This window comes from Corynebacterium sp. KPL2825, from assembly GCF_037908445.1.
In the GTDB taxonomy this organism is placed as follows: Bacteria; Actinomycetota; Actinomycetes; order Mycobacteriales; family Mycobacteriaceae; genus Corynebacterium; species Corynebacterium kefirresidentii.
The window spans coordinates 86305-110171 of record NZ_JBBMGI010000001.1 but is presented as its reverse complement, the minus strand read 5'-3'; the positions used below and the strand labels follow the sequence as shown (position 1 = coordinate 110171).

Here is a 23867-nt window from a genome sequence, read left to right as displayed (position 1 = left end):
GATGTTGGGTTTATGCAATACTTTGACTTATGTCCCCAAAGAAGAAGCCCTCCGCACCCATTTATAACCGGGTACGTGTACTGCGCGCCGAGCGGGACATGTCGCGCGCGCAGCTGGCCGAGGCCATCGACGTCAACCCCCAAACCGTCGGCGCGCTTGAGCGCGGGGATCACTCCCCCAGCCTGGACCTAGCCTTCCGCGTCTGCGAGGTCTTTGACCTCCCCGTGGAGGCTATTTTTTCCCGCCAGGAATTTTCCCCCATGTCCACTGAAATCTATAGGAAGAATTCCTAATGGCTAGCCCAATCCCCGCCTCCGTTTCCCGCCGCAAGCGCCTTGTCCTGGCCGGCGACATTTTCCTCGGCCTGGCCATCGTGACGGCAGCCCTGCACTTCATCGCGCTCAGCTTGTCTAACTTGCTATGGCCGATTGCCGGCATCGCGGCGACTACCTGCACCACATGGCTGCGCCAGTCCATCCGTCACCTCGACGTGCCTACCACGGAGATGGATGAGTACGAACTGCGCCTGCATACCGACGCCCGCGACCAAGGACTCAAGACCGCAGTGGTTACTTCCACAGTGCTCTTCCTCGTCGCCGTTGCCACCGCATTCGGCCTACGCTTCCTCGGAGCGGAGGAAACCGCAGTGGAGGAGGCGACCTCGGGGGCGAGTATCGCCATCTTCTTTGCCAAGCTCATCTATACCCAACTGCTGTGGATCCCTTTTGCGGTAGCCAAGGAATTGGCCAATAAGCTCAACGCAGACGAGCTGCGCAGCGGAGGAAACTAGCGGAAATCGCGGGAGCCGCGGGAGAGGAATTCGCCAAAGTCCAGCGGCTCGAGCTTATCCGCGACCACGCTGACCGCGCCGGTGGCGTTTTGTACGATGCCGCGAATGATCATTGCACGGGCGGTGCGGGCCACAACCTTATGCCGCGACCACAATCCGGGCGAAACCATCACGTTCATCAGGCCGGTTTCATCCTCCACGCCCAAAAAGGTCAAGCCAGACGCAGTACGCGGGCGCTGGCGGTGGGTAATAATGCCGGCGATGCGCACGCGGGTGCCATCGGGAACATGGGGAAGTTGGGAAGCAGGCAGGACGTCGGCAAGCGAGGCACGCACCAGCTCCATCGGTTGCTGGCTATGGGTCACGCCGGTGGAAGCGACGTCGGTAGCCATAAGCTCGAAGGCGGACATGCCAGGCAGGTGCGGTGCAGCCAGCGCGGAAGTGCCAGGCAGCATTCCCTCGCGCTCGGTGGCGGCAACTCCGGCCTGCCACAACGCTTGACGACGATCCAACCCCAGACACTCCAATGCCCCAGCCGTGGCCAGCGCTTCCACCTGCTCCACGCTGAGATCCGCCCAGCGCGAAAGATCGGACACGCTAGCAAAAGGCGCGGCCGCCTCCACGCGCTCGGCGGCGGACTCCCCCAACCCCTTAATGAGGTTGAGGCCCAGCCGAATCTCGCCCGACCCCGTTGCGCGGGCCTGCGCACCAGAATCATTGATACTCACCGGCAGCACCCGCACGCCGTGGCGCCGGGCATCTTGGATGAGCGACTGCGGGGAATAAAAGCCCATCGGCTGCGCGCGCAGCAGGCCCACGCAGAATTCCGCCGGGTAGTGGTACTTAAACCACGCGGAGAAATACACCAGTGAGGCAAAGGACTGCGAGTGCGATTCGGGGAAACCATAGGCAGCAAAGGCCACGATTTTGGCCCAGAGCTTATCCGCCACCTCGCCCTCGATGCCGTTAGTCTCGCGCAGGCCGTTAAAAAAGCGGCTGCGCAGCGCGGCCATCTTCGCCGGCGAGCGCTTCGACCCCATGGCGCGGCGCAGGTCATCGGCCTCGGCGCCGGAAAAACCTGCCGCGTCTACGGCAATCTGCATCAGCTGTTCTTGGAAAAGGGGGATGCCCAGCGTCTTGCCTAGGGATTTTTCCAAGACGGGGTGGTCATAGGTCACCTCTTCTAGGCCATCGCGGCGGCGCAAGTAAGGGTGCACGGATCCGCCTTGGATGGGGCCGGGCCGAATAAGCGCGACTTCGACCACTAGGTCAAAGAAACGGCGCGGCTTCAAGCGCGGCAGCGTGGCTAGCTGCGCGCGGGATTCCACCTGGAAGACGCCCACCGCATCGGCGCGGCAGAGCATGTCATAGACTTCCGGCTCGGCGAGGTCGAGTTCCCACAGATGCACCTCGCGGCCGGTGGTGGCGCGCACGGCGTCAATCATGTGGTGCAGCGCCTCCAACATGCCAAGGCCGAGCAGGTCGAATTTCACTAGGCCGGCGGCCGCACAATCGTCCTTATCCCATTGCAGCACGGAGCGGTTTTCCATGCGGGCCCATTCCATGGGGACGACGTCCGCAATGGGTCGGTCACACAGCACCATGCCGCCGGAGTGGATTCCTAGGTGGCGGGGCTGGCCGAGGAATTGCTCGGCCAAAGATGAGACCTCAGCAGGCGGTTCGGAGGTACCCTTCGACCACGCATCGGCCGATCCCTGCGGGTAGCCTAGCGCGCGGGCGGCATCGCGGGTAGCCCCCTTGCGGCGATAAGTAATGACATTGGCCACCTGCGCGGCTCGTTCCCGGCCGTGGGTGCGATAGACATACTGGATTACCTCCTCGCGGCGGCCGGATTCGATATCGATATCAATATCGGGCGGGCCATCGCGGTCCGGGGAAAGGAAGCGCTCAAAAAGCAGCTGCGCGGAGATGGGCTCGGCGTTGGTAATACCCAGTGCGAAACACACCGCAGAGTTAGCGGCCGAGCCGCGGCCCTGGCACAAAATATTTTCCTGGCGACAAAAATCCACCAGGTCGCACACAATTAGGAAGTAGCCGGGAAAGCCCAGTTGCTTGATGACGCCCAGCTCATGCCTAATCTGCTTCTTCGCCGCCTGCTTAATCTCGGCCGGCCGCGAGGCATAACGCTCCTTGGCACGGCGCCAGACCTCATGCTCCAGCCAGCTCATCTCGGTATGCCCCTCCGGAACGGGAAAGTGCGGCAGGTTCGGGGCAAGCGCATCCCAGGTAAAGGAACACTCGCGAGCCAGACGCACAGTTTCCGCAATAAGCTCCGGCCGGTCAGGTAAAAGTTGTGCCATCTGCTCGCCGGATCGTAGCCAGCCGGCGCCCATGGGGTGGGCGTGCGGCGCAGCGGCCGCGAGGGATTCGCGGCGAGCCAAGGCGCGCTTGGCGGCGGCGAGCCGAGCCTGATCACGAGTCGCGGCCGCGGGCCGTGCGGTTGCGATGGCCCGCAGGTTATTGTATTTATCGAGGAACCGGTGCCGATCCGCATCCTCAGGGGACATGCTGCACGAATATTCGAGAACTATGCTGTCTATTTTTATTCTTTCGAGCAGGTTATCGATTTCTGCTAACGCTTCCGGCCCCACCAGAAAGAAGCACTCCCCTTCCAACTCGCGCGCCACCTCATCTAGTGGCGGATAATCCACCCGATCCTTCTCCCCAGCTTCCATCCGCGCGTGTGCAATAAGGCGCGATAAACGGCGATAGCCTTCCGGGGTGCGCGCCAACACGGTCACCGGCGCTTCCGCGAGCGATAGTTCCGCGCCATATACGGCCGGAAGATTCGCTTTAGCAGCGGCTTCAGCGAATTTCATGAGCCCATAAAAGCCATCGCGGTCCACGATTGCCAGCCCCTCGAGCCCCAGCTCCACAGCCCGGCCAACCAGCTCTTCCGGCTCAGCAGCGCCGTCGAGAAAGCTATACGAACTTACCGCGTGCAACTCCGCAAAGGGGACGGCAGAATGGCCGCGCTGAGCAGAATCGGCTGGCCCATGAAGGTGATTAACCGGCACGGGCGCGGCAGATTCGCGGCCAGAGAGAATGCGCTCCACCCGCGACCACGACAGTGCTTTTCCGCCATTAAATTCCACCCCGCACAGCGTAATATCGAATCATTGTTCTATACAACCCCGTAAGACGTGATGCCGACAATAGACAAAGCGGTTCGCTGATTGCTAAGTTGCTAAACAGACAAATTATTTCAACTCCTACAAGAAGGGGAACCCCCATGCAGATCCGTCGCGTAGTGGCTGCTGCCGCCGCTGTAACTATCGCTTCCACCAGCTTGGTGGCCTGCTCCTCCGATGATTCCAAGTCCATCAAGGTGGGCACCACCGACGACGCCAAGAAGGCGTGGGTAGCATTCGAGCAGGAAGCGAAAAACGCTGGCTATGACATTGATATCCAGCCATTCGCGGACTACAACACCCCGAACCAGGCTCTGGATCAAGGCGAGTTGGATACCAATAACTTCCAGCACCTGAAGTTCTTGGCGGAGTACAACCACGGCAATGACACCAACCTGGTGCCTATCGTGGCCACCGAAATCGTGCCGCTAGCACTGTTTTGGAAGGACCACGACTCCCTCGACGGCATCGAGGGCGAAGAGGTCGCCATCCCGAATGACTCCACCAACCAGGCCCGCGCCATTAACGTGCTAGTCCAGGCCGGCCTTCTTACCCTGAAGGACAAGGACAACTTGGAGCCCACCCCGCTGGATATTGATGAAAAGAAGTCCAAGGTCAAGGTCACCCCGGTAGACGCCGCGCAGACCACGTCCGCGCACGGCGAGGGCACCCCGGCGATTATCAATAACTCCTTCCTGGAGCGCGCCGGCATCGATCCGAAGACCGCCATCTTCCAAGACGATCCGAATTCTGAAGAAGCAGAACCGTACATCAATGTCTTCGCCGTTCGCGAGGAGGACGCCGATAACGAAGACATCAAGAAGCTTGCCGAGCTATGGCACTCCGACGCCGTCCAGGAGGGCGTCGATGAAGACTCCGCCGGCACCTCCGTCGAGGTGGAGCGCAGCCAGGAGGATCTGCAGAAGATCCTAGATAAGCTCGAAGCAGATCTGGACTAATCACCCTTGCTTTTACCCCGCCGGAACCCCCGGCGGGGTTTGGCACTTTCCTAACTAAGGACGCAAACACGTGGCAGATTCCACTCAACGCGGCACCCGCATCGAGTTCCGCGAGATCACCAAGATCTTTAAACAGAAAAAGGCGCGAGTTAAGGCACTCGACCATGTCTCTATGACCATTGAGCCCGGCGAAATCGTCGGCATCATTGGCTACTCCGGCGCCGGCAAGTCCACCCTTGTACGCATGATCAACGGCTTGGACACCCCGTCTGCGGGAGAGCTGCTGCTTGATGACACCAATATCGTTGGCATGTCCGAGAAGAAGCTGCGCGGCATTCGCCGCAATATCGGCATGATTTTCCAACAGTTCAACCTGATGAACTCGCGCACCGCTGCCGGCAATATTGAATACCCGCTGCAGCTGCAGGGCGTCGGCAAGCAGGAGCGCGCCAAGCGCGTGCAAGAGCTGCTGGATTTCGTCGGCCTAGGAGACAAGGGCAAGAGCTACCCAGAGCAGCTTTCCGGCGGCCAGAAGCAGCGCGTCGGCATTGCCCGTGCGCTGGCCACCAACCCTTCGCTGCTGCTTGCCGACGAAGCAACTTCCGCCCTCGACCCCACCACCACGCAGGAAGTCCTCGACCTACTGCGTCAGGTAAACAAGGAATTTGGCATCACCATCGTGGTTATTACCCACGAGATGGAAGTCGTACGCTCCATCGCCGATAAGGTCGCCGTGATGGAAAACGGCCGCGTCGTGGAACAAGGCAGCGTCTACGAGGTCTTCTCCAACCCACAGACCTCCGTGGCCGCCAAGTTCGTAGCCACCTCGCTGCGCAACGAGCCCGACGTCGTTGAAACCGACGACCTGCTCGCGCACGAAGGCCGCCTATTTACCATCAACCTCACCGAGGAATCCGGCTTTTTCACCGCCGCCGCCCGCCTTAAGGAAGCCGGCGTATCCATCGCCGTCGTCCACGGCGGCATCACCACGCTGCAGCAGCATTCCTTTGGCAAGCTGACCGTACGGCTCAGCGGCGACAATAACGCCATCGAAGAGTTCTACCGCACGCTTTCTACCACCACCCAGATTGAGGAGATTGCACGATGACCGTCACCACCCTCGCCCAAGCCAACTGGGACCGCCTCGGCCCTTCACTGGCCGATGCCATCGTCGATACCCTCATCATGGTCTCGACTACCCTCATCGTTTCCGGCATCCTCGGCCTTGGCCTAGGCATGCTGCTCTATACCACCCGCACGGGCGGCATCCTGCAAAACCGGTTCGTCTATTTCATTGTCAACCTGCTGGTTAACTTCGTCCGCCCCATCCCGTTCATCATTTTGCTGGCTTTTGCCCAGCCACTGACCGTCATAGTGATGGGCGGGTCCATCGGCCGCGGACCGGCCACCTTCGTCATGGTCATCGCCGCGACCTTCTCCGTGGCCCGCGTGGTGGAACAAAACCTCGTGTCCATCGACCCCGGCGTTATCGAGGCCGCCCGCTCCATGGGTGCCTCGCCGTGGAAGATCATTACCTCCGTTATCGTCCCAGAGGCCCTCGGCCCACTGATTTTGGGCTACACCTTCCTATTTATCGCCATCGTGGACATGTCCGCTATGGCCGGCTACGTCGGCGGCGGCGGCTTGGGTGACTTTGCAATCGTCTACGGTTACCGCGCCTTCGAATGGGAGGTCACCGTCGTGGCCACGCTCATCATCATCGTGCTGGTGCAGGCCGCCCAGTTCTTCGGTAACTGGCTCTCCTCCAAGGTCATGCGCCGCTAGCCCCCGCTTGCCGACGCCGCCCTACCCCGCGACCGGCTCCACGCCGGTCGCTACGATGGCTTGGCCCGTCTTCGGGGCGTCACCACACGAGGAAACCACACCTTCTACCTCGCGCTCCTCGAGCGTCACGCGCCAGCGCCGGCCGTCAATGTGGCTGACCTCGCCGCTATCAGTGGCGGTGAGCTGGCCGTAGGAGAGCTCCTCGCCGGCGTCGATAAGCGCTCGGGCCACCGCCAATTCCGCCACCTGGCCGCGCGGGCCGAAAATACCGCGCCCGCGATTTACCGGGTAAAAATACTTTCCCCGCGCCGCCGCCGCAATCATCTGCGCGGCGGCTTCTTTATTCATTCGTCCAAAGGAATAGCCCCACGGCATGAGCATGACCGATGGCGCGAACCGGTGTCCCTTCGTGTGCGAGGTCTCCCAGACCATATCCGGGTAATCCTCCACCAGCTCCGCGGCCAACGGCCGCCCCTTGACCGCACAGCAGGTATCGCGCTTCGCGTGCGTACACACCAAAACCAGCGGTGTTTCCACTGCGCCGCCTCCATTGCGTCCAGGCCCTGTCAGATCCAGATCAAGGATTTTCTCTGGCCCTGTCAGCAGCACGAGTTCCATCACTCCCTGCTCGGCCCACACCAGGTAACAGCGGTGCATCTTGCCTACCTGGCGGCCGTCGCGGCCCGGCCGACGGATAAGCTGCAGCCCCGCCACCCCCTTCAGTTTGGCCTTAAGCTGCGCCGTGAGATCCGGCCCAAAGGTATCGCCATCGAGCACGTCTCGCGACCATCCGCCCGGCCACTCAAAAAGCACATAGACGGATTCCTTCTTGGCCGTGCCTGGCAGCGGCTCTACCTGGATATCTGAACAGAACTCGGTCATATACCTAAGCCTAACCTTTCTGCATTTCAGCTCACACCCTTGGCCACAATTCGGCCACGAAATACCCCCTCGGCTATACAGTTCACGGCCGAAACTATAACCTAGGGGCATGTTGAAAGTCCGTCTCGTCGCAACGCTTCTCGTCGCTGCTTCCCTCAGCGGCTGCGCCGCCCAAGAGACGGACCGCACCACCATGGCTGCATCTGCGGATAACTCCCGGCTCAATCCACTAGGCCAGGCCAATATGGAAATGAAAACCCTCCGGCCGCAGGCCCCCTCCGAGCTCACGGTGACCAACGTGCGCATCGGCCAGCACGAGGGTTTTGAACGCGTTGTCTTTGAACTCGACGGCAGCGGCTCTCCCGGCTGGTTCGTAGACTATGCCGACACGCCCACGCAGCAGGGTTCTGGCAAGACTATTGACCACTCCGGCGAGACCGCACTCAATGTCAATATCGACGGCGTGGTCTACCCCTTCGAGGCGGGGAAGGACGATCCCCACATCGGCGTGGTGGATGCCCCCGTAGAGGGAGTCGTCACCCAGGTGGTCAATGGCGGTACCTACGAGGGCCGCTGCCAATTCGTCATCGGCATGACCTCGCGCAAGCCCTATTCCGTGCAGGTGCTCGATAACCCCACCCGCCTCGTAGTCGATATTCGCGATTAATAGGTCGCCTCCACCCGCCAGCGCCCGCCGGACCATACCACAAGCCAGGCCCGCTGGTGCTCTTCGTGGTCGGCTTGGCCCACCACCTGCAGGCGCGCTACGTGCTGCGGGTTACTAGTCCACCACTGCGTATCCACCGGCCAGGGACCGGCCCAGCCCAGTACGCGGAAGCGATGAGCTCCCCAGCTCAATGCCACCGGCGCCCCCGAAAGGAGAGCCTCGGCGGTGACGAATACTTCGCGACGAGCGGCGTCGATAAGCCGGATGCGCGCGGCCGGATGATTAGGCCCACCGCCCAGCCGCGCAGGCAGGGGTGCCGGAATACGGCCGGGCCACTCGCCTTGTGGCGGTGCGTCGCGCTGCTCGCCATAGGGCACGTACTCGATGCGCTCGGCCACCCCACGGCCGCCCACCGCCCGCGGCTGCAGCACGCGGTCAACCCCCAGCTGCGATTGCACGCGAGCGATCACACGTTTGACCTGCTCCTGAGATCCCTCTCCGCCCCAGAGCCCGGTGGCGGACGGGGTGGCAACCTCTACCGGCTCCAGTGCGAGGCGGCGGATGGCCGCGCCCCCACCAGTGGCACGCGAGAGCCAGCCATCGAGCTGCCAGCGCACGCGGTCCGCGGTGGCCTGCTCCGTCAGCGCTTCCTGCGTGCGCCATACCCGCGCCAGCTCCTCGCCGGTGCCAAACTCCGCTACCACGCGCAGCCGCAGGCAGACCTTGCCGGCCTCTTCCAAGCGGGCATGCAGCCGGGACGCTAGCTGACGGGCCGCGAAGGCCGCCGCGTCCACGCGCTCGATGCGCTCTTCCATTTCCACGGCCAGGTCTGGGCGCGCCATTTCTGGAGCTACGCGCCTATCCGCACGGGCTTGGGCCAACTCGTGCGCGCGACGCCCGGTCTCACCGAAACGGGTGGCTACCTGCTTAAACGGCAGCGCCGCTAAGTCACCCAGGCGCCGCACACCCAACTTATCGAGCTGCGCAACAAACCCAGCATCAAAGCCCAAGGCCTCATCGGCGGCGAGCACTCCTATGGGCTGGGTGGCCAAAAACTCTCGCGAGCCGCCCTCTGGCACCACCGCGCCCATGCCACGGTGCCGGGCCGCGATAACGGCCGTAGCAATCTCATCGGCGACGCCGAGGGTGGAATCGAAGCCGGCGTACGAAGAGGCGTCGACAAGCATCTCTAATGCTTTCTCCCCGTGGTAGCGCAGCGCTGCGCCCGCGTCCACAATGGCCAGGCCGGGGCGCAGCACCTCCACCGAGGACGCCACCGCATCCAAACCAGCCGCCACCTCCGCAAACGCCGCACCATCCCGATCCGGATTGGCCTCCACCACCGTCGCCTCGGGGCACAGCGCTTGGGCTTGACGCAGGCGCATCCCACGCCGCACCCCCGCCCGGCGCGCCGTCCTATCGCATACCGCAACCGCGTGATTGCGCGCAATGACCATAGGGCCCTGCCCGCCGACGGCCTGGATGGGCCAATCCGGAAACCACACGGCCGCTACCCTCATACGGCCTCCAACCGGCGCCGCTGGCCCACCGTGAGCACCCCGTGCGAGGTCGCTTGTTTCGAGGTAACCTCCACGTCCATGTCCACGCCGCGAATGCGCCCACTGCCCTTGCCGACGCCCCGATAGGCACTCACCTGCGCCCCTATCTCCACCGCCGTGCCGGGCAAGCGCGTGCCCACCGTCAGCACCGCCGCACGCCCGCCGCGCACCTTCGCCAGTACCGGCCGGGCCTTAGTAGGGCTCACCTCACCGGGCGGCCCATGGTGGATGACTAGGTCCAGTCCTTCCGCCAATACCCCTGTCACCATCCAGGAATCCACGCCCGGATCTGGGACGGTTACCACGCGTTCGATAACACCTTCCTCGGCCACTTGTGCGAGTAGTAAATCTGGCCACCCCACCACACCTACATACCCGCCGCGGGCGGTGAGATGACAGATAAGATCCACCACAAGCGCTGGACAGCTAGCACAGTGCACCACGTGCCGGCGCGCCAAGCCGCCCACAGGAAGCAGACGTGCCAGGCCGGGAAGCGTATCTACCAGCTCCTCTTCCGGGCCACGCTCCATAGCGCGCATGCGAGTACGCAGCATCGCCACACGGTCCGACCTACTTAGTCCGGCCACCGCTTTTTCTAGGCGAACGCTCGTTTGATTCACCCGAATAGTATGAACCCTCACCCGGACACATGCAAGTGTATGTTCGAATGGTAGCCTTAGCGGCATGAACTTCAACGCTGCCTACGGTGCCATGCGCGAGCACACCACCCCCATTCCCACTCCGCCATGGGTGCGTTTGGGTTCGTCCATCCTCATCGGTGCGGCCGTGGCGCTTTTGGCCAGCCGCGCACATATTTTTGCTGCACTAATCGGGGCGCTCGTGTGCCTCGTGGCGGCTTTCGTTCTCGTCTTTGCCCACCCCTACCGCCACGCGATGCGCGATTATGCCACCAAGCGCAATGTCACTCTGGTTCCTAGCATCGCACAGCTCGTGCCGCTGATGATTCTGTGGCTTATGGTGATGCTCGCCCCCATCGTGGCCCTACCCGCGTGGGGCGCCGGCCTGGTATGGCTGGTGGTTTTTAGCCTGAGCTTTCTCGTCTTCCCCCACGTGGATGGCACGCGACGGCTCGCGTTTGCCTAATCTATACGACACTTTTCGGGGTTATCCACAGCTTTTCCGCCCCGCCTCGGGTATGTAGGCCGGGTTATCCACACAACTGGCCGCAGCGGTTGCGCCGGCCGTGCGCCGGTGTAGGTGCGCGTCGTAGCGTTGCAGGCATGAACGCACTCGAGACCTACCTCATTGCCTTAGGCCCCGGCATGGACATCATCGCCGGGTGCCAGGGCATGTCTGGGTCCGAGCTTATGGACTACGGCGCGCCCGATGCCATCGCGGCCGATCTGCTTCTTTTGTGTGAGAGCTACTTTGGCCGCACCAAATTTACCCGGCTACAGCGCCGTGCTATTGCCGACGCCCGTCGCAACACCCATTCTATCGCCACACTCACCGCCCTAGAGCGCATTGTTAACCGCGCCCCGAGCAAGAAACAGGCCTGGGAGCTACGCGCGGAGTGCTGCGCAATGACCGGCGCGATGAGCCATATTCTCAAGCACGCCCGCCGGCGCCTGCGCGAGATGAAAGACAACACCGTTACTCCAGGTGTGCGCACTTACCGACGCCCCAATAACTACTGGACGCTTGCCATCACCGGAACCTCTAGTTTCATCGCGGATCTCAACGCCGCGCTGGCCGCGACCGGGAAGCAATCGCTCGAGGCGGTAGAAAAAATTTTCTTTGACCAGGCAGCGGCCGCGCGGGCAGAGGTGATAACCAATGCCATCGTGCCATTAGACAAATTCATTCGCATCCGCGACGGCCACGGCGACGATATCGAGCTCGACCTGACCAATGGCGCCACCATTACCGGCACCGAATATCTGCGGCGCGTACTCAACGACGTCGGCTTTTCTGGCGATAGAGAAACCGGCTACGTCACGCTCGTGCACCCCGAAGAAGGGCCGGTCAACCTCTACCGCACGGCGCGCGTGGCCAATGACAAACAGCGCATCATGGCCGCTGCAGAAAACCCACGCTGCGTCTGGCCGGGCTGCAACCAACCGGCCGATCTCTCCCAGGTCCACCACCTCAAGGCGTGGAGTAACGGTGGGGAGACGAATATGAAAAACCTGGTCATGTGCTGCGCCTACCATAACGGCGTCAACGATGATGACCCCAACGCTCCGCCCCGGCGCGGCCGCCTCGAGCGGGTGGGCGGGCGCATTGTGTGGCGTCCACCGTTTACCCCGCGCGAGTAAACACGCTCCTCAAACGCGCGAAAAGGCGCTCAGAGATAGCCTGAGCGCCTTCTACGCATGCCGTTTTACTCCCACTCGATGGTTCCCGGTGGCTTGGAAGTGCAGTCCAAGACCACGCGGTTGACGTCCTTCACCTCATTGGTGATGCGGGTAGAAATTTTCTCCAGTACCTCGTATGGCAAGCGGGTCCAGTCCGCAGTCATGGCGTCCTCCGAGGACACTGGGCGTAGCACGATCGGGTGGCCATAGGTGCGGCCATCACCTTGCACACCAACGGAACGGACGTCGGCCAGCAGCACGACCGGGCACTGCCAAATCTGGTCATCCAAGCCGGCATTGGTCAGCTCGGTGCGGGCAATGAGGTCCGCCTCACGCAGCGTCTCCAAGCGTTCCTCGGTTACCTCACCGATAATGCGGATACCCAAACCTGGGCCTGGGAATGGCTGGCGGTTAACGATTTCTTCCGGCAATCCCAGCTCGCGGCCGACGGCGCGTACCTCGTCTTTAAACAGCAGACGCAGCGGCTCAACCAGCTCGAACTCCACGTCATCTGGCAAACCGCCAACATTGTGGTGAGACTTAATATTCGCCGTGCCGTCGCCGCCGCCAGACTCGACCACGTCCGGGTACAGCGTGCCTTGGACGAGGTAGTCGACGGTGGAGCCTGCAGGGGCGTCGTCAAGCACGCCCGCAACCGCACGCTCAAAGGCACGGATAAACTCCGCGCCGATGGCCTTGCGCTTTGCTTCTGGGTCGTCAACGCCGGCCAACTTCTCCAAGAAGGCACTGCGCTCATCCGCAGTCACCAGCTTCGCGCCGGTGGAGGCGACAAAGTCCTTTTCCACCTGCTCCCGCTCGCCAGCACGCAGCAAGCCGTGGTCGACGAAGACACAGGTGAGGCGATCACCGATGGCACGTTGCACCAGTGCCGCCGCTACAGCGGAATCCACACCGCCGGATAGGCCACAGATGGCGCGGCCGTCCTCGCCCACCTGAGCGCGAACGTCCGCGATGAGCTGCTCGGCGATATTATCGGCCGTCCAGTTCTGCTCTAGGCCGGCAATCTCGGTCAGGAAGCGGGTAAGTACCTCTTGGCCGTGCGGCGAGTGCTGCACCTCAGGGTGGTACTGCACACCGGCCATCTTCTTTTCCAGGCACTCCATCGCTGCAACCGGGGCACCGGCCGAAGTGGCCGTAACTTCAAAGCCCTCGGGAGCGGCAGATACGGCATCACCGTGGGACATCCATACCTTATGGGTAGTCTCCAGGCCAGCGTGCAGTACGCCGCCCTTAACGTTCATATCGGTGCGGCCGTACTCACGCTCGCCAGTCGACGACACAGTGCCACCAAGAGCGTGGTTCATGGCCTGGAAGCCATAGCAGATGCCGAAGACAGGAATGCCGAGCTCAAGCAGCTCCGGCTTCAGGGCCGGGGCACCGTCAGCATAGACGGAGGACGGGCCACCCGACAGGATAAGCGCGGCGGGATCTTTAGCTTTGATTTCCTCCACAGACGCGGAGTGAGGGACAACCTCGGAGTAAATCTTGGCCTCGCGCACGCGACGGGCAATAAGCTGCGCGTACTGAGCGCCAAAGTCCACAACGAGGACGGGGCGCGGGGTAGTGTTTGGCTTAGTCACGCCCCATAGTCTAACCCACTAAACTGATAGCTTATGAAGCGCTTGGCTATTGTGCTCACCACCGGGCTATTGTTATGCGGTTGTGACGCTACCCCAACTACGGCCGAGGTGACGTCTGCGCTGGATGAACAAGGTCCACAACGGGTAACACTCCCAGCCGCAGAAGTCTTTGGAAGCAAGTGGGACGAGTGGGCTCCCTTATGCGGCACTCAGCAGGCAGAGCGCATGGGATACCCAGAAGTAGCGCATAATTCGGTAGTGCTGCGCGCGAAAGAGGAAAAGAAGGTTGTAGAACTCAATCCTGCGGGAGCACGCGTGTGCCCAGTCCACGATGCAGGGCAATGGCGGCCGATGTCGCGCGAGACCACATGGAGGAGGGAAGGCGGTTGGCAGTTGGTTTCCTAACCACTCTCCTTCTCCGCCACGCTCTACCTCTCCAGAGGAAAAGAAAGCTTGAAGACAAAACGCGGCTGCGCCAAGAAAGCACAGCCGCGTTCGAGATTGCCGATTAGTGGCGGACGGCGAGCTCAACCTTCTGAAAGGACTTCAGGTCGGTGTAGCCGCACTTTGCCATGGAACGGCGTAGCGCGCCGACCAAGTTGGTGCGGCCGAAGGGCTCGCTGGAGGGACCGTGCAACACCGTTTCAAGCGAAGGAGCGGCAGACTCTTCTGCAGCTTCGGCCGGGGTACCGGCGGTGAGGAAATCAACATCCAAGTCGGCATCAGCTCCGGAGAACTGAACGAAGCCGCGGGGGAAACGCGGGTGACCGGCCGTGGCGGGCCAGTACCAGCCTTTACCTCCGGCCTCGCGGGCCTGAGCAAGCAGTGGGCCGAGAGCGACACTGTCGGCGCCACAAGCAAAAGCCTTGGCAATATTGCCGGAGTTTTCAAACTCGGTATCGGCGATGATGTGCACGTAGCGGCCGCCAGTCTCGTCGAGGTAATCGCGGCGGGCTGCGGCGGCGTCGGCAATCGCAGTGGCCATGGCCGAGTCGATACCAACGGTCTCGGCGTTGGTCGTCACACCAGCGCCTACGATAACGCCGGCCGCGCCAGTGCGCATCAGGTGCAGCGCGGTGGTGTAGTCGGTAACTCCGCCCGCGATGACCGGCACATCCAGCGATCCGATGAACTCCTTGAGGTTCAGCGGCTCGCCCCCGGTAGCCACGTGTTCGGCCGAGACCAGGGTGCCCTGAATAAACAGCAACTCAGCGCCGGCCGCGATGACCTTCGGGGCCATCTCACGAGCATTTTGCGGAGAAACGCGCACAGCAACGGTGACACCGGAGTCACGGACTTGGGAGATGCGTTCGGTAAGGAGGGCGTCGTCAAGCGGGGCAGCGTGTAGCTCCTGAATGATGGAGTTATCGCCCGGCTGCGAGTAAATGCGAGCTAGAGCGCCCTCGAGGTCCTCGTGGCGGCCCCACAAACCCTCAGCATTAATGACGCCCAGGCCACCTTGCTTGCCCATCTCGATGATGAACTCGGGCGTGGCGAGCGCATCGGTGGGGTGGGACACGAAAGGGATGTCGAAGGTATAGGCATCGATGTGCCAGGTGGTATCCACGTCCTTGGAGGAGCGGGTACGGCGTTGCGGCACGATGGATAGTTGCTCTAGATCAAAGGTGCGGCGGGCCTCGCGGCCGATGCCAATTTCGGCGTATTCACGCATGATATTCCTAGCGGTAGTTTGGTGCTTCTGCGATTTGCTGCAGGTGGTGCGGGTGAGATTCCTTCAGGCCCGCGGCGGTGATTTGAACGAAGCGCTTGGTCTTTAGCTCAGCCAGGGTGGCGGAGCCGGTATAGCCCATTGATGCGCGCAAACCGCCGACGATCTGGTGCACAATGGCATCGATATCGCCGCGGAAAGGCACTCGACCCTCGACGCCTTCCGGAACCAGCTTGTCTTCGCTGCGGACATCGGCCTGGAAGTAGCGATCCTTGGAATAGGAGCGCTTTTCGCCGGAAAGTCCACGGCCCTGCATGGCGCCCATGGAGCCCATGCCGCGGTAGCGCTTGTACTGCTTGCCCTGGTAGACCACGATGTCACCGGGTGCCTCGGTGGTGCCGGCAAACATGGAACCCAGCATGACGGTATCGGCGCCGGCCGCTAGGGCCTTGGCGACGTCGCCGGAGTACTGCATGCCGCCATCGCCGATCACCGGTACACCGGCCGGGCCAGCTACCGCGGCGGCTTCCATCAGGGCCGTAATCTGCGGCGCTCCCACGCCAGCGACGACGCGGGTGGTGCAAATGGAGCCCGGGCCAATGCCGACCTTGATGGCATCCGCGCCGGCATCAATCATTGCCTGGGCGGCCTCACGGGTGGCAAGGTTACCGCCGATGACATCGACCTTGGAGCCAAAGTCCTTTTGGACGCGGGAAACCATTTCCAACACGCGGTTGTTGTGGGCATGGGCGGAATCGACGACGAGGGCGTCCACGCCGGCGTCGACAAGCGCGGCGGCGCGCTGGTAGGACTCCTCGCCGGTACCGATGCCGGCCGCAACCAACAGGCGGCCGGCCGAGTCCTTCGACGCGTTAGGGTACTGCTCGGACTTTACAAAGTCCTTGACGGTAATCAGGCCGGTGAGCTTATTATCCGCATCGACGATGGGCAGCTTTTCCACCTTATTGGCCGACAACAGCTCGAGGGCTTCCTCCTTGGATACGCCCTCGCGCGCTACGACGAGCGGCATGGCCGTCATAACCTCGCTGACCTTGCGATCAAAGTCAGGCTCGAAGCGCATATCGCGGTTGGTGCAAATACCGACTAAAGTGCCGTCCTCATCTACCACCGGCAGGCCGGAGATACGGAAGCGGGCGCACAGCGCGTCTACCTCCCCAATGGTCATATCCGGGCGGGCAGTGATGGGGTCGGTGACCATGCCGGACTCGGAGCGCTTGACTATTTCTACCTGCTCGGCCTGGTCCTCGGTAGACAGGTTGCGGTGCAGCACGCCGATGCCGCCCTGGCGCGCCATGGCAATGGCCATGCGGGCCTCAGTCACGGTATCCATGGCGGCCGAGGCAAGCGGGACGCCGAGGCGAATATTGCGGGTAAACTGCGCGCCGGTATCGACCTCGGAGGGCACGATATTGGATTCGGCGGGCAACAGAAGCACATCGTCAAAGGTCAGGCCGCGCAGGGCTACCTTGTTCGGGTCATCTCCACCAGTATGAATACGGTTCTCGCTCATCGAGGTCTCTCCTTAACAGGTTTAGCGGCTACCACAACTGTAGTGCTTTGCCGGCCGACGACACCATTTGGGCAGGGGTAAATTGCCTCGGGAGGGTAAGTTCAATAGGCTCGCAGGCGTGAACTTCTTCGCCAATATGCCCCGCGATCCTTTCGCCGATGACCCGAATGACCCCGCCTCCTTCCTGGAGGAGGACGAGCAGGTCATGCCGCTTACCGACGACGACCGAATCGCCATCATCCACGACCTCGCGCTGGTGCAGAAATTCGCGTCCATCCTCGGCCCGCGCGGCATCGATGGCATCTTCTTCCTGTGCGAGGATTGCCAGGAAAACCACTTCTACGAGTGGGATATCATGGCCGCAAATATGCGCGCCACGCTCGAAGGGGAGCTAGCGCCAGTACATGAGCCGGGCGCCGAGCCGGATCCCTCCCGCTATGTTCCCTGGGACTACGCCCTGGGTTACTTGGATGGCCTAGAGGGCCGCTAGCTTCTACTGCTGCTGGCCCAACTCGATGGTGGTCGTCGGCTCATCCTCAACGTTGGGGTTGGGCTGTGGGTTCTGCTGCGCCGGCTCCGTGACTACCACGGTTTCGGTGGCGTACTGAGTTTCGGTCACGGTAACCTGTTCCGGCTGCTGTTCCGGTTGGGAAGCTTCTTCCGCCACGGTTTCGGTGGCGGTCTCCGTCACGGTGTGCGGGGCGGGCTTCGGGTGCGCAGAGCGCTTGTGTTCCGCCTCACTGTTGGCGGCGATGGCCTTTTCTTCCTTGCCTTCGGCCGCGTCCAGCTTGGCTCGGGCATCCCTCATCAGTTCCCGAGCACCTTCAATATCGCCTTCGGCCGCGCGAGATTCCATCTCTTCCAGCGTTCCGGCCAGCTCTACATTGCGGGTCTTATCCCCTTTATCAAAAGTTCCGGCATGCAGCATTGCGCCACCGGCTCCAGCAATGACTAGGGTTGCAGCGGCCGCGCCAATGAGACCATGCACGAAAGGCCCGCCGCGGCGACGCTTGCGCACCTTACCAAGATCAATAACCTGAGGCTCCGCCTCAGCGCCTTCTACCAGCGGGGCCGGAGGCATGTGCTTGTCGACGTCCCCCTTTAACTCCAGCAGCAACCCCGCCAGGTCATCCTGACGGTCGGAAGGGTCGTTGCCTTTCGAAAGCTCAGTGAGGAATGCATCATCATCGACCAAGGGCTGGAGCTGGTCCGCTAGGTCGTCGTTATCGCCGTGGTGCTTAGAAGCCATGATGGTGTCTCTCCCCCTTCCTTTCTGTTATGAAATACCTGCTGTGAGATTGGGCCACAAGCCCCTTAGTGTGCAGTTTCCTGCGCGACTTGGAGGGTCTTTCGCAATTGAGCTAGTGCTCGGTGTTGTGCCACACGGACCGCGCCTGGAGTGGAACCCACAATTTCCGCAGTCTCTTCTGCTGACAAACCGTTGAACACGCGCAGAATAACGATGTTTTTCGCCTTATCACTTAATGTATCGAGCAAGGCGCGCATTCTGTTACTACCGTCGGCCTCTAGCGCCCACTCTTCAGGAGTGGCTTCACGCGCGGAGTCTTCCGGAATTTCTTCGGTAGGCGTGGACTTATCGCGGCCCATCGCGCGGTGAGCATCGGTGACCTTATTAAATGCGATGCCGTAAACATAGGCCATAAAAGGGCGGCCCTTGTCCTCATAGGAACCAATCGAGGTAGCCACTGCTAGGCAAATCTCTTGGGCTACATCTTCCGCGGTGGGTTGGCGGCCGCCGCCAATACGGGCGCGGCAGTAGCGCAGCACCTGCGGGTGAATGATCTGCAGGACTTTTTGCAGCGCTCGACGGCTGCCGTCGACGGCATGCGGAACGAGATCCGCTAGCTCCTGTTCCCTATCACTCACGTATGCACCCTCTGAGATGTTTTCGACCGGTAACTAACCATATTGGCACACGGGAAGTTTATGCAAAGGCAACGCGCAGCCCCATTAGCTATGCAAGCTGAGCGGCAGAAAATTCACAAACCGTTAACCTTCGGCGTTTGCGCTGGTAAACCGTGGTGTCGGTGGAGGAATCGCGAGGACAATACTTAAAAGTCAAAAATCGGTAACCCACCGTTTACCCACGCGCGAAACACTACGTGAGGTTGCTTTTCGCGACACTGCGGAAGCCACACAAGAATTCTCGCCCTTACAAAGGAGCTTAGTAACGTGTCTCAGCCTCATTTGCTTCCCGGTCCCACCGCTGACCTGTGGGATTGGCAGCTACAAGGCGCCTGCCGCGGAGAAAACTCGGACGTATTTTATCACCCGGATGGCGAGCGCGGCCGCGCCCGCGCCCAGCGCGAGAATCGCGCCAAAGCCATCTGCAATTCTTGCCCGGTCATTGATTTGTGCCGCGAGCATGCCTTGCAATCCGCCGAACCCTACGGTGTCTGGGGCGGAATGAGCGAATCCGAACGCGTGGTAGAGCTTCGCCAGCGTCGCCGCGCCGCCGCGCCGGTCAACGCTTAAGGCAGGAAAGTTAGGGGGAGACGAGGGCGTCGGCAAAAACGCCCCGTCACCGAGTCACGCTGTTCGGCTAAGTCTGCTGGCGTGCCGCTAAAGACCGCCTGGCCGCCGGCCAAACCGGCTCCGAGGCCCAAATCGATGGCGTAGTCCGCGTGCGCGAGCACAGCCAGGTTGTGGTCGATACGGATGACGGTATGGCCGGAGTCTACCTGCTCATCACGCCCGGCTCCACGTAGACCACACCCGCGCCGTTGCGCTTGAGGCAGGCACCCTCGAAACTCGCGGAATAAGAGTGCGGGTTTGATGCCATTGGCCTTGGCGAAGGCCTTGCGAACGGGGTCGGTATCACCGGTGACCTTGATGTATTCCACGGCCCTAGTCTAGGCACAACAAAACCCGCCGCGCGCAAAGCGGGGCGGGCGATGTTGGTAGCCCAGTTTAGTGCTGGTGGCCGTGACCGGTGTCAGCTGGCTGCTCTTCCTGTGGCTTTTCCACCACGGAGGCCTCGGTGGTAAGAACCATGCGGGCCACGGAGGTGGCGTTGACCACGGCCGAGTGGGTGACCTTGACGGGGTCGATGATGCCGTTATCGATGAGGTTGCCGTACTCAAGGGTATTGGCGTTAAAGCCTTCACCGTTGGTCATCTCAGCAACGCGGGAAACGACAACAGCACCGTCGAGACCAGCGTTTTCAGCAATCCAGTATGCCGGGCGGGTCAGGGCGCGGGCGACGGCGAGGACGCCGACCTTTGCTTCGCCCTCAAAGCCCTCAGCGAAGGACTCCAGCTCCTTAGAGATCTGGACCAGCACAGAGCCACCGCCGGCGATGACTCCTTCTTCCACGGCCGCGCGGGCCGCGTTGATGGCGTCTTCGACGCGCAGCTTGCGCTCGTTGACCTCGGTCTCGGTAGCGGCGCCGACGCGGATGACGGCCACGCCACCAGAAAGCTTTGCCAGACGCTCCTCCAGCTTTTCCTTATCCCAGGTGGAGTCGGTGCGCTCGATTTCGCGGCGGATCTGCTCGCGGCGCTCCTCTACCGCTTCAGCGGTGCCGCCACCATCGACGATGACAGTGTCTTCCTTGGTGATGGTCACGCGGCGAGCGGAGCCCAAAACGTCGAGGTCAGCCTCGTTGAGGTTAACGCCCACCTCTGGGTCGATGACGGTGGCGCCGGTAACGACGGCCAAGTCATCCATGAAGCCCTTGCGGCGCTCGCCAAAGTACGGAGCCTTCACGGCTGCGACCTTGAGCACCTTGCGGATGGAGTTGACGACGAGCGCCTGCAGCGGCTCACCCTCAACGTCCTCTGCGATGATGAGGGTTGGGCGGTTGGTCTCGGCGATCTTCTCCAGCAGCGGCAGGAAGTCCGGCAGGGAGGAGATTTTATTGCGGACGAGGAGCACAGCGGCGTCGTCCAGCACGGCGTGGTAGGTCTCTTCCTCCGTAGCGAAGTACGGGGAAAGGTAGCCCTTGTCAAAGGAAATTCCCTCGGTGACATCGACGGCGGAGTCGATGGTCTGGGATTCTTCGACGGTGACAACACCGTCCTTGCCCACCTTGTCCATAGCACCGGCAACCATCTCGCCGACCTCCGGGTCGCGGGAAGAGACGGTGGCTACCTGGGCAATCTCGGACGAGGAATTGACTGCGGTGGCGCGGGCCTTGAGCTCCTCCACGGCCTTTTCGGCCGCCGCCGCGATGCCGCGGTTAAGCTCGATTGGGTTAGCGCCAGCTGCGACGTTGCGCAGGCCTTCGAAGATGAGTGCCTGGGCCAGCAAGGTGGCGGTAGTGGTGCCGTCACCTGCGATGTCGTTGGTCTTGACTGCAACGGACTTAACCAGCTGGGCGCCGAGGTTCTCGAATGGTTCCTCGATGTCGATATCGCGGGCGATGGTCACGCCATCATTGGTGACGGTGGGGCCGCCAAAAGCCTTGGACAGCACGACGTTGCGGCCGCGCGGGCCGAGAGTGACCTTGACGGCATCAGCCAGCGTATCGACGCCGCGCTGAATTCCCTCGCGGGCTTCTTGGTCGAATGCAATAAGCTTTGCCATAGTGAGGCCTACTTCTCGATGACGGCGAGCAGGTCACGGGAGGACAGCAGCAGGTACTCCTCACCGTTGTACTTCAGCTCGGTGCCGCCGTACTTGGAAAAGACCACGGTATCGCCCTCGTTGACGCCTACCGGGGTGACCTCACCCTTGTCGTTGGTGCGGCCTGGGCCTACTGCAACGACGGTAGCTTCCTGCGGCTTTTCCTTAGCGGAATCCGGGATAACCAGGCCGGAAGCGGTGGTGGTTTCAGCTTCTACGATCTGTACGAGGACGCGGTCCTCGAGAGGCTTAATGTTTGCCATGATGTTTCCTCCGTAGTGTTCGTATGCGCGCCGGTATGGCACGCGCGTGCCGGTTGTGGATGTCCAGCACAGCCGTCGTCGCGGGTGAACAACTGTGGGTCAAACAACCTGATTAGCACTCTACCCTCGCGACTGCTAACCCTCAACAATGACCCGGCCCACATTCTTAAGCCCTCAGCGATCCTTTCAGCGCTCCCGATTCCCCGCGCGTACAAAGCCGGCAAGCGCCAGCTTGACGACGCCCAGTGCGATAAACATCGCACCAAAAATCACGGCGAAGGCCGGCCACCACAGCTGCTCCACCACCGTCCGGCCGAAAGGAACCTGCGGGGTGAGCAGGTGATGGAGTGGGAGGAGCGTCGCCAAGCACAGTGCACAGACCACGCCGGCCGCGGTCAGGGTGAGGCAGGCCGCCTCCCCCACCTGCACGCGGATCCAGGCTAGAGGAGCGGCGCCGGCGAGGGTGAGGCCGCGGATATCGGAGGCGATGCGCCCATGCATGAGCAGCGAGGTGAGCACGGCACTCACGAGGCTGGGGGCAAAGACAGGCCCTAAAAGGGCGACGAAGACCTGCCAGGACGATAGGGTGCCGCCGGCGCCTGCGGAGCTTTCAAAGCGCAGGCCAGAGCCTACGGCGACGATAAACCCACCGACCAGCACCCACGGCACGATGTGCGGGGTGGAAAAACGCCGGCGCACGCGCACATTGGCCCCAGCGATGCCGGCCGCGCGGCTCCATTGGTCGATAGCGGGCATAAGCCAGGGCCAAAAGAGGGCGACGAGGATGACCAAGCCCATCTCGGCCGAGAGAAGATCGCCGGGATCGGCAATGTGCAGGCACCCGTAGACCGTGCCGCCGAGGGCCGCGGCCGCAAGTACAAATTTCACCACGGTCCAGGCCGGGTGTGCGGTGGTGCGCGGCCGGAAGACTCGGCGCAGTGGAGGCAGCGCGCCAACCAGGGCCGCGGACATGCAGACTATGACCGCAATGACCGTGACCTGGCCGGTAATGACAATGTCGGGCATGGGGATGCCATCGCTGCGCAGCGCGCGCACGCACGGTGCAAGCAGCGGGCGGGCCGGCAGTACGCCAAGGAGCCCTGCGGCCGCGCTGATTACGGCGACCTGGCCCAGAATGAAGGCAATAATCATCCACCCGGGCATCCCCACCATGCGCCAGGAACGGTAGACCGGCTCGCGCTCGGCGATGATAAGGCGCATCTGCGATAGCGTCACCAACACCACCACGCACAGGGCCATGCCGAGTACCGTGCCGCCCACCGGGCCGGCGGGGTTTTCTTCGGCCCCGGAGGAGGCGACCAGCATGGCTAGCGCCAGGGTGCACGAGGTGGAAGAGACCACCAACGTCAGCGCCACGGCCAGCCACGATAACCAATTGGACTGTAAGTCCTTAAGCCACACCAGCATGGGCTACCTCCTCAAGGGAAATAACGCGGTCGGCCGCTTCAGCGGCGAGGTGCGAGTGGGTCACCATAATCACGCTGGCGCCATCGCGGGCGGCGGTGCGCAGGTGGGAAAGGACGGTGGATGCGGTGGCGTCGTCAAGCGCGCCTGTGGGTTCGTCGGCGAAGATATAGGGCGCTTGAGCCAGCAGGGCCCGGGCTACAGCCACGCGTTGTTGCTGACCACCGGAAAGCTGTGCGGGCAGGCGGCGCTCCAGACCAGCAAGGCCGAGCGAATCAAAGACCTCCGCCACCCGGCTGCGTGACGGGCGCCGGCCGGAAAATCGCGCGGTCAAGGTGGCATTGCGCTGCGCATTGAGGGATTCCAAGAGGTTATAGTCCTGGAATACAAAGGCACGCTGCCTGCGCCCCGGCGCGTTGACTTGTCCGGAAGTGGGTTTATCCAGCCCGGATAGCAGGTTTAGGAGCGTGGTTTTACCGCTACCGGAAGGCCCCATGATGGCGACGAATTCGCCCGGGGCGATGGAAACAGTGACCCGCTTGAGCACAGTGCGGCGGCCGTAGCGCTTGGTGAGATTTTCTGCTTTTAACATGCCTTTGATTCCACTCGGCCGCGCAGAAGAAAGACATGGGGCGGGCTGCCCAGAAAATGGTAGAGCTAGCTCTACTGCTCCACGCCG

At 62.1% G+C, this 23867-nt stretch carries 24 protein-coding genes and 1 pseudogene; 11 read left to right on the top strand and 14 right to left on the bottom strand.

The features are described from left to right. The first annotated feature begins 29 nt into the window (after positions 1-29). Together WMQ00_RS00600 and WMQ00_RS00595 are read left to right on the top strand one after the other, a co-directional pair. The gene (locus WMQ00_RS00600; RefSeq protein WP_023020645.1) at positions 30-293 is read left to right on the top strand and encodes a helix-turn-helix transcriptional regulator; all 264 of its coding nucleotides are present in this window, start codon (positions 30-32) and stop codon (positions 291-293) included. After that, a complete protein-coding gene (locus WMQ00_RS00595; protein WP_239208242.1) occupies positions 293-790 on the top strand; it encodes a hypothetical protein in 498 nt (165 codons plus the stop codon). The genes WMQ00_RS00600 and WMQ00_RS00595 overlap by 1 nt, the downstream gene beginning before the upstream one ends. Here WMQ00_RS00595 and WMQ00_RS00590 read toward each other — a convergent pair. Continuing rightward, positions 787-3906, bottom strand: a complete 3120-nt coding sequence (locus tag WMQ00_RS00590; protein ID WP_049383600.1) for an error-prone DNA polymerase — start codon at positions 3904-3906, stop codon at positions 787-789. The two genes, WMQ00_RS00595 and WMQ00_RS00590, sit on opposite strands and share 4 nt — an antisense overlap. Positions 3907-4043: 137 nt before the next feature. On the opposite strand from WMQ00_RS00590, the gene WMQ00_RS00585 reads away from it, so the two are divergent. From WMQ00_RS00585 to WMQ00_RS00575, 3 genes are all read left to right on the top strand, one after another. Next, positions 4044-4901 (top strand): MetQ/NlpA family ABC transporter substrate-binding protein, encoded by an 858-nt coding sequence (locus WMQ00_RS00585; protein WP_023020642.1) that lies wholly within the window; start codon positions 4044-4046, stop codon positions 4899-4901. Positions 4902-4971: 70 nt separating this feature from the next. Continuing rightward, complete coding sequence (locus WMQ00_RS00580) at positions 4972-6009, top strand: methionine ABC transporter ATP-binding protein (protein WP_023020641.1); 1038 nt, start codon at positions 4972-4974, stop codon at positions 6007-6009. Next, the gene (locus WMQ00_RS00575; protein ID WP_023020640.1) at positions 6006-6686 is read left to right on the top strand and encodes a methionine ABC transporter permease; all 681 of its coding nucleotides are present in this window, start codon (positions 6006-6008) and stop codon (positions 6684-6686) included. The genes WMQ00_RS00580 and WMQ00_RS00575 overlap by 4 nt, the downstream gene beginning before the upstream one ends. A gap of 21 nt (positions 6687-6707) precedes the next feature. Here WMQ00_RS00575 and WMQ00_RS00570 read toward each other — a convergent pair whose 3' ends face one another. Beyond that, on the bottom strand, positions 6708-7568 hold the full coding sequence (locus WMQ00_RS00570; RefSeq protein ID WP_200288236.1) for a sucrase ferredoxin: 861 nt from the start codon (positions 7566-7568) through the stop codon (positions 6708-6710). 109 nt (positions 7569-7677) lie between these two features. Here WMQ00_RS00570 and WMQ00_RS00565 point away from each other — a divergent pair, with 109 nt between their 5' ends. Next, on the top strand, positions 7678-8235 hold the full coding sequence (locus WMQ00_RS00565) for an AMIN-like domain-containing (lipo)protein (protein ID WP_248099799.1): 558 nt from the start codon (positions 7678-7680) through the stop codon (positions 8233-8235). Here WMQ00_RS00565 and WMQ00_RS00560 read toward each other — a convergent pair. Both WMQ00_RS00560 and WMQ00_RS00555 read right to left on the bottom strand, forming a co-directional pair. Further along, on the bottom strand, positions 8232-9755 hold the full coding sequence (locus WMQ00_RS00560) for a Y-family DNA polymerase (RefSeq protein WP_200288238.1): 1524 nt from the start codon (positions 9753-9755) through the stop codon (positions 8232-8234). The two genes, WMQ00_RS00565 and WMQ00_RS00560, sit on opposite strands and share 4 nt — an antisense overlap. Continuing rightward, entirely contained in the window at positions 9752-10348 is a 597-nt protein-coding gene (locus WMQ00_RS00555) for a hypothetical protein (RefSeq protein ID WP_340440597.1), read from the bottom strand. Before WMQ00_RS00555 ends, WMQ00_RS00560 begins: the two co-directional genes overlap by 4 nt. Before the next feature lie 130 nt (positions 10349-10478). Here WMQ00_RS00555 and WMQ00_RS00550 point away from each other — a divergent pair, with 130 nt between their 5' ends. Further along, positions 10479-10898, top strand: coding sequence for a hypothetical protein (locus tag WMQ00_RS00550; protein WP_200288239.1), 420 nt, complete (start codon positions 10479-10481; stop codon positions 10896-10898). Positions 10899-11035: 137 nt separating this feature from the next. Continuing rightward, complete coding sequence (locus WMQ00_RS00545; protein ID WP_200288240.1) at positions 11036-12073, top strand: HNH endonuclease signature motif containing protein; 1038 nt, start codon at positions 11036-11038, stop codon at positions 12071-12073. Between the two features lie 65 nt (positions 12074-12138). On the opposite strand, the gene guaA is transcribed toward WMQ00_RS00545, so the two are convergent. Next, entirely contained in the window at positions 12139-13713 is a 1575-nt protein-coding gene (gene guaA / locus WMQ00_RS00540; RefSeq protein ID WP_023020633.1) for a glutamine-hydrolyzing GMP synthase, read from the bottom strand. 33 nt (positions 13714-13746) lie between these two features. Here guaA and WMQ00_RS00535 point away from each other — a divergent pair, with 33 nt between their 5' ends. Continuing rightward, on the top strand, positions 13747-14118 hold the full coding sequence (locus WMQ00_RS00535) for a hypothetical protein (RefSeq protein WP_023020632.1): 372 nt from the start codon (positions 13747-13749) through the stop codon (positions 14116-14118). Positions 14119-14221: 103 nt separating this feature from the next. Here the strand turns inward: WMQ00_RS00535 and WMQ00_RS00530 are convergent, their stop codons facing one another. Together WMQ00_RS00530 and guaB are read right to left on the bottom strand one after the other, a co-directional pair. Then, complete coding sequence (locus tag WMQ00_RS00530) at positions 14222-15385, bottom strand: GuaB3 family IMP dehydrogenase-related protein (RefSeq protein ID WP_239205805.1); 1164 nt, start codon at positions 15383-15385, stop codon at positions 14222-14224. A 7-nt stretch (positions 15386-15392) separates the two neighbouring features. Beyond that, positions 15393-16913, bottom strand: a complete 1521-nt coding sequence (guaB, locus tag WMQ00_RS00525; protein WP_200288244.1) for an IMP dehydrogenase — start codon at positions 16911-16913, stop codon at positions 15393-15395. A 118-nt stretch (positions 16914-17031) separates the two neighbouring features. On the opposite strand from guaB, the gene WMQ00_RS00520 reads away from it, so the two are divergent. Then, on the top strand, positions 17032-17403 hold the full coding sequence (locus WMQ00_RS00520; RefSeq protein WP_005326826.1) for a DUF5319 domain-containing protein: 372 nt from the start codon (positions 17032-17034) through the stop codon (positions 17401-17403). Between the two features lie 3 nt (positions 17404-17406). Here WMQ00_RS00520 and WMQ00_RS00515 read toward each other — a convergent pair whose 3' ends face one another. Beyond that, positions 17407-18162, bottom strand: coding sequence for a hypothetical protein (locus WMQ00_RS00515; protein ID WP_340440566.1), 756 nt, complete (start codon positions 18160-18162; stop codon positions 17407-17409). Positions 18163-18227: 65 nt separating this feature from the next. Then, entirely contained in the window at positions 18228-18800 is a 573-nt protein-coding gene (locus WMQ00_RS00510) for a sigma-70 family RNA polymerase sigma factor (RefSeq protein ID WP_049359746.1), read from the bottom strand. Positions 18801-19106: 306 nt separating this feature from the next. Between WMQ00_RS00510 and WMQ00_RS00505 the strand changes: the two genes are divergently transcribed. Beyond that, positions 19107-19409, top strand: coding sequence for a WhiB family transcriptional regulator (locus WMQ00_RS00505; RefSeq protein WP_023020627.1), 303 nt, complete (start codon positions 19107-19109; stop codon positions 19407-19409). On the opposite strand, the pseudogene WMQ00_RS11990 reads toward WMQ00_RS00505, so the two are convergent. The 5 genes and pseudogenes from WMQ00_RS11990 to WMQ00_RS00480 all read right to left on the bottom strand — a co-directional run. Beyond that, positions 19406-19759 (bottom strand): annotated as a pseudogene (locus tag WMQ00_RS11990) (hypothetical protein); the annotation flags it as partial. The gene WMQ00_RS00505 and the pseudogene WMQ00_RS11990 sit on opposite strands and share 4 nt — an antisense overlap. An 85-nt stretch (positions 19760-19844) precedes the next feature. After that, positions 19845-21461, bottom strand: coding sequence for a chaperonin GroEL (gene groL, locus WMQ00_RS00495; protein WP_200288246.1), 1617 nt, complete (start codon positions 21459-21461; stop codon positions 19845-19847). A gap of 8 nt (positions 21462-21469) precedes the next feature. Then, the gene (gene groES, locus WMQ00_RS00490) at positions 21470-21763 is read right to left on the bottom strand and encodes a co-chaperone GroES (RefSeq protein WP_005322702.1); all 294 of its coding nucleotides are present in this window, start codon (positions 21761-21763) and stop codon (positions 21470-21472) included. Positions 21764-21949: 186 nt separating this feature from the next. Then, on the bottom strand, positions 21950-23191 hold the full coding sequence (locus WMQ00_RS00485; RefSeq protein WP_200288247.1) for an FtsX-like permease family protein: 1242 nt from the start codon (positions 23189-23191) through the stop codon (positions 21950-21952). Then, positions 23175-23780 carry an ABC transporter ATP-binding protein gene (locus tag WMQ00_RS00480; protein WP_023020623.1) on the bottom strand — a complete coding sequence of 202 codons (606 nt, stop codon included), beginning with the start codon at positions 23778-23780 and terminating at the stop codon, positions 23175-23177. The genes WMQ00_RS00485 and WMQ00_RS00480 overlap by 17 nt, the downstream gene beginning before the upstream one ends. Between the last annotated feature and the right edge of the window lie 87 nt (positions 23781-23867).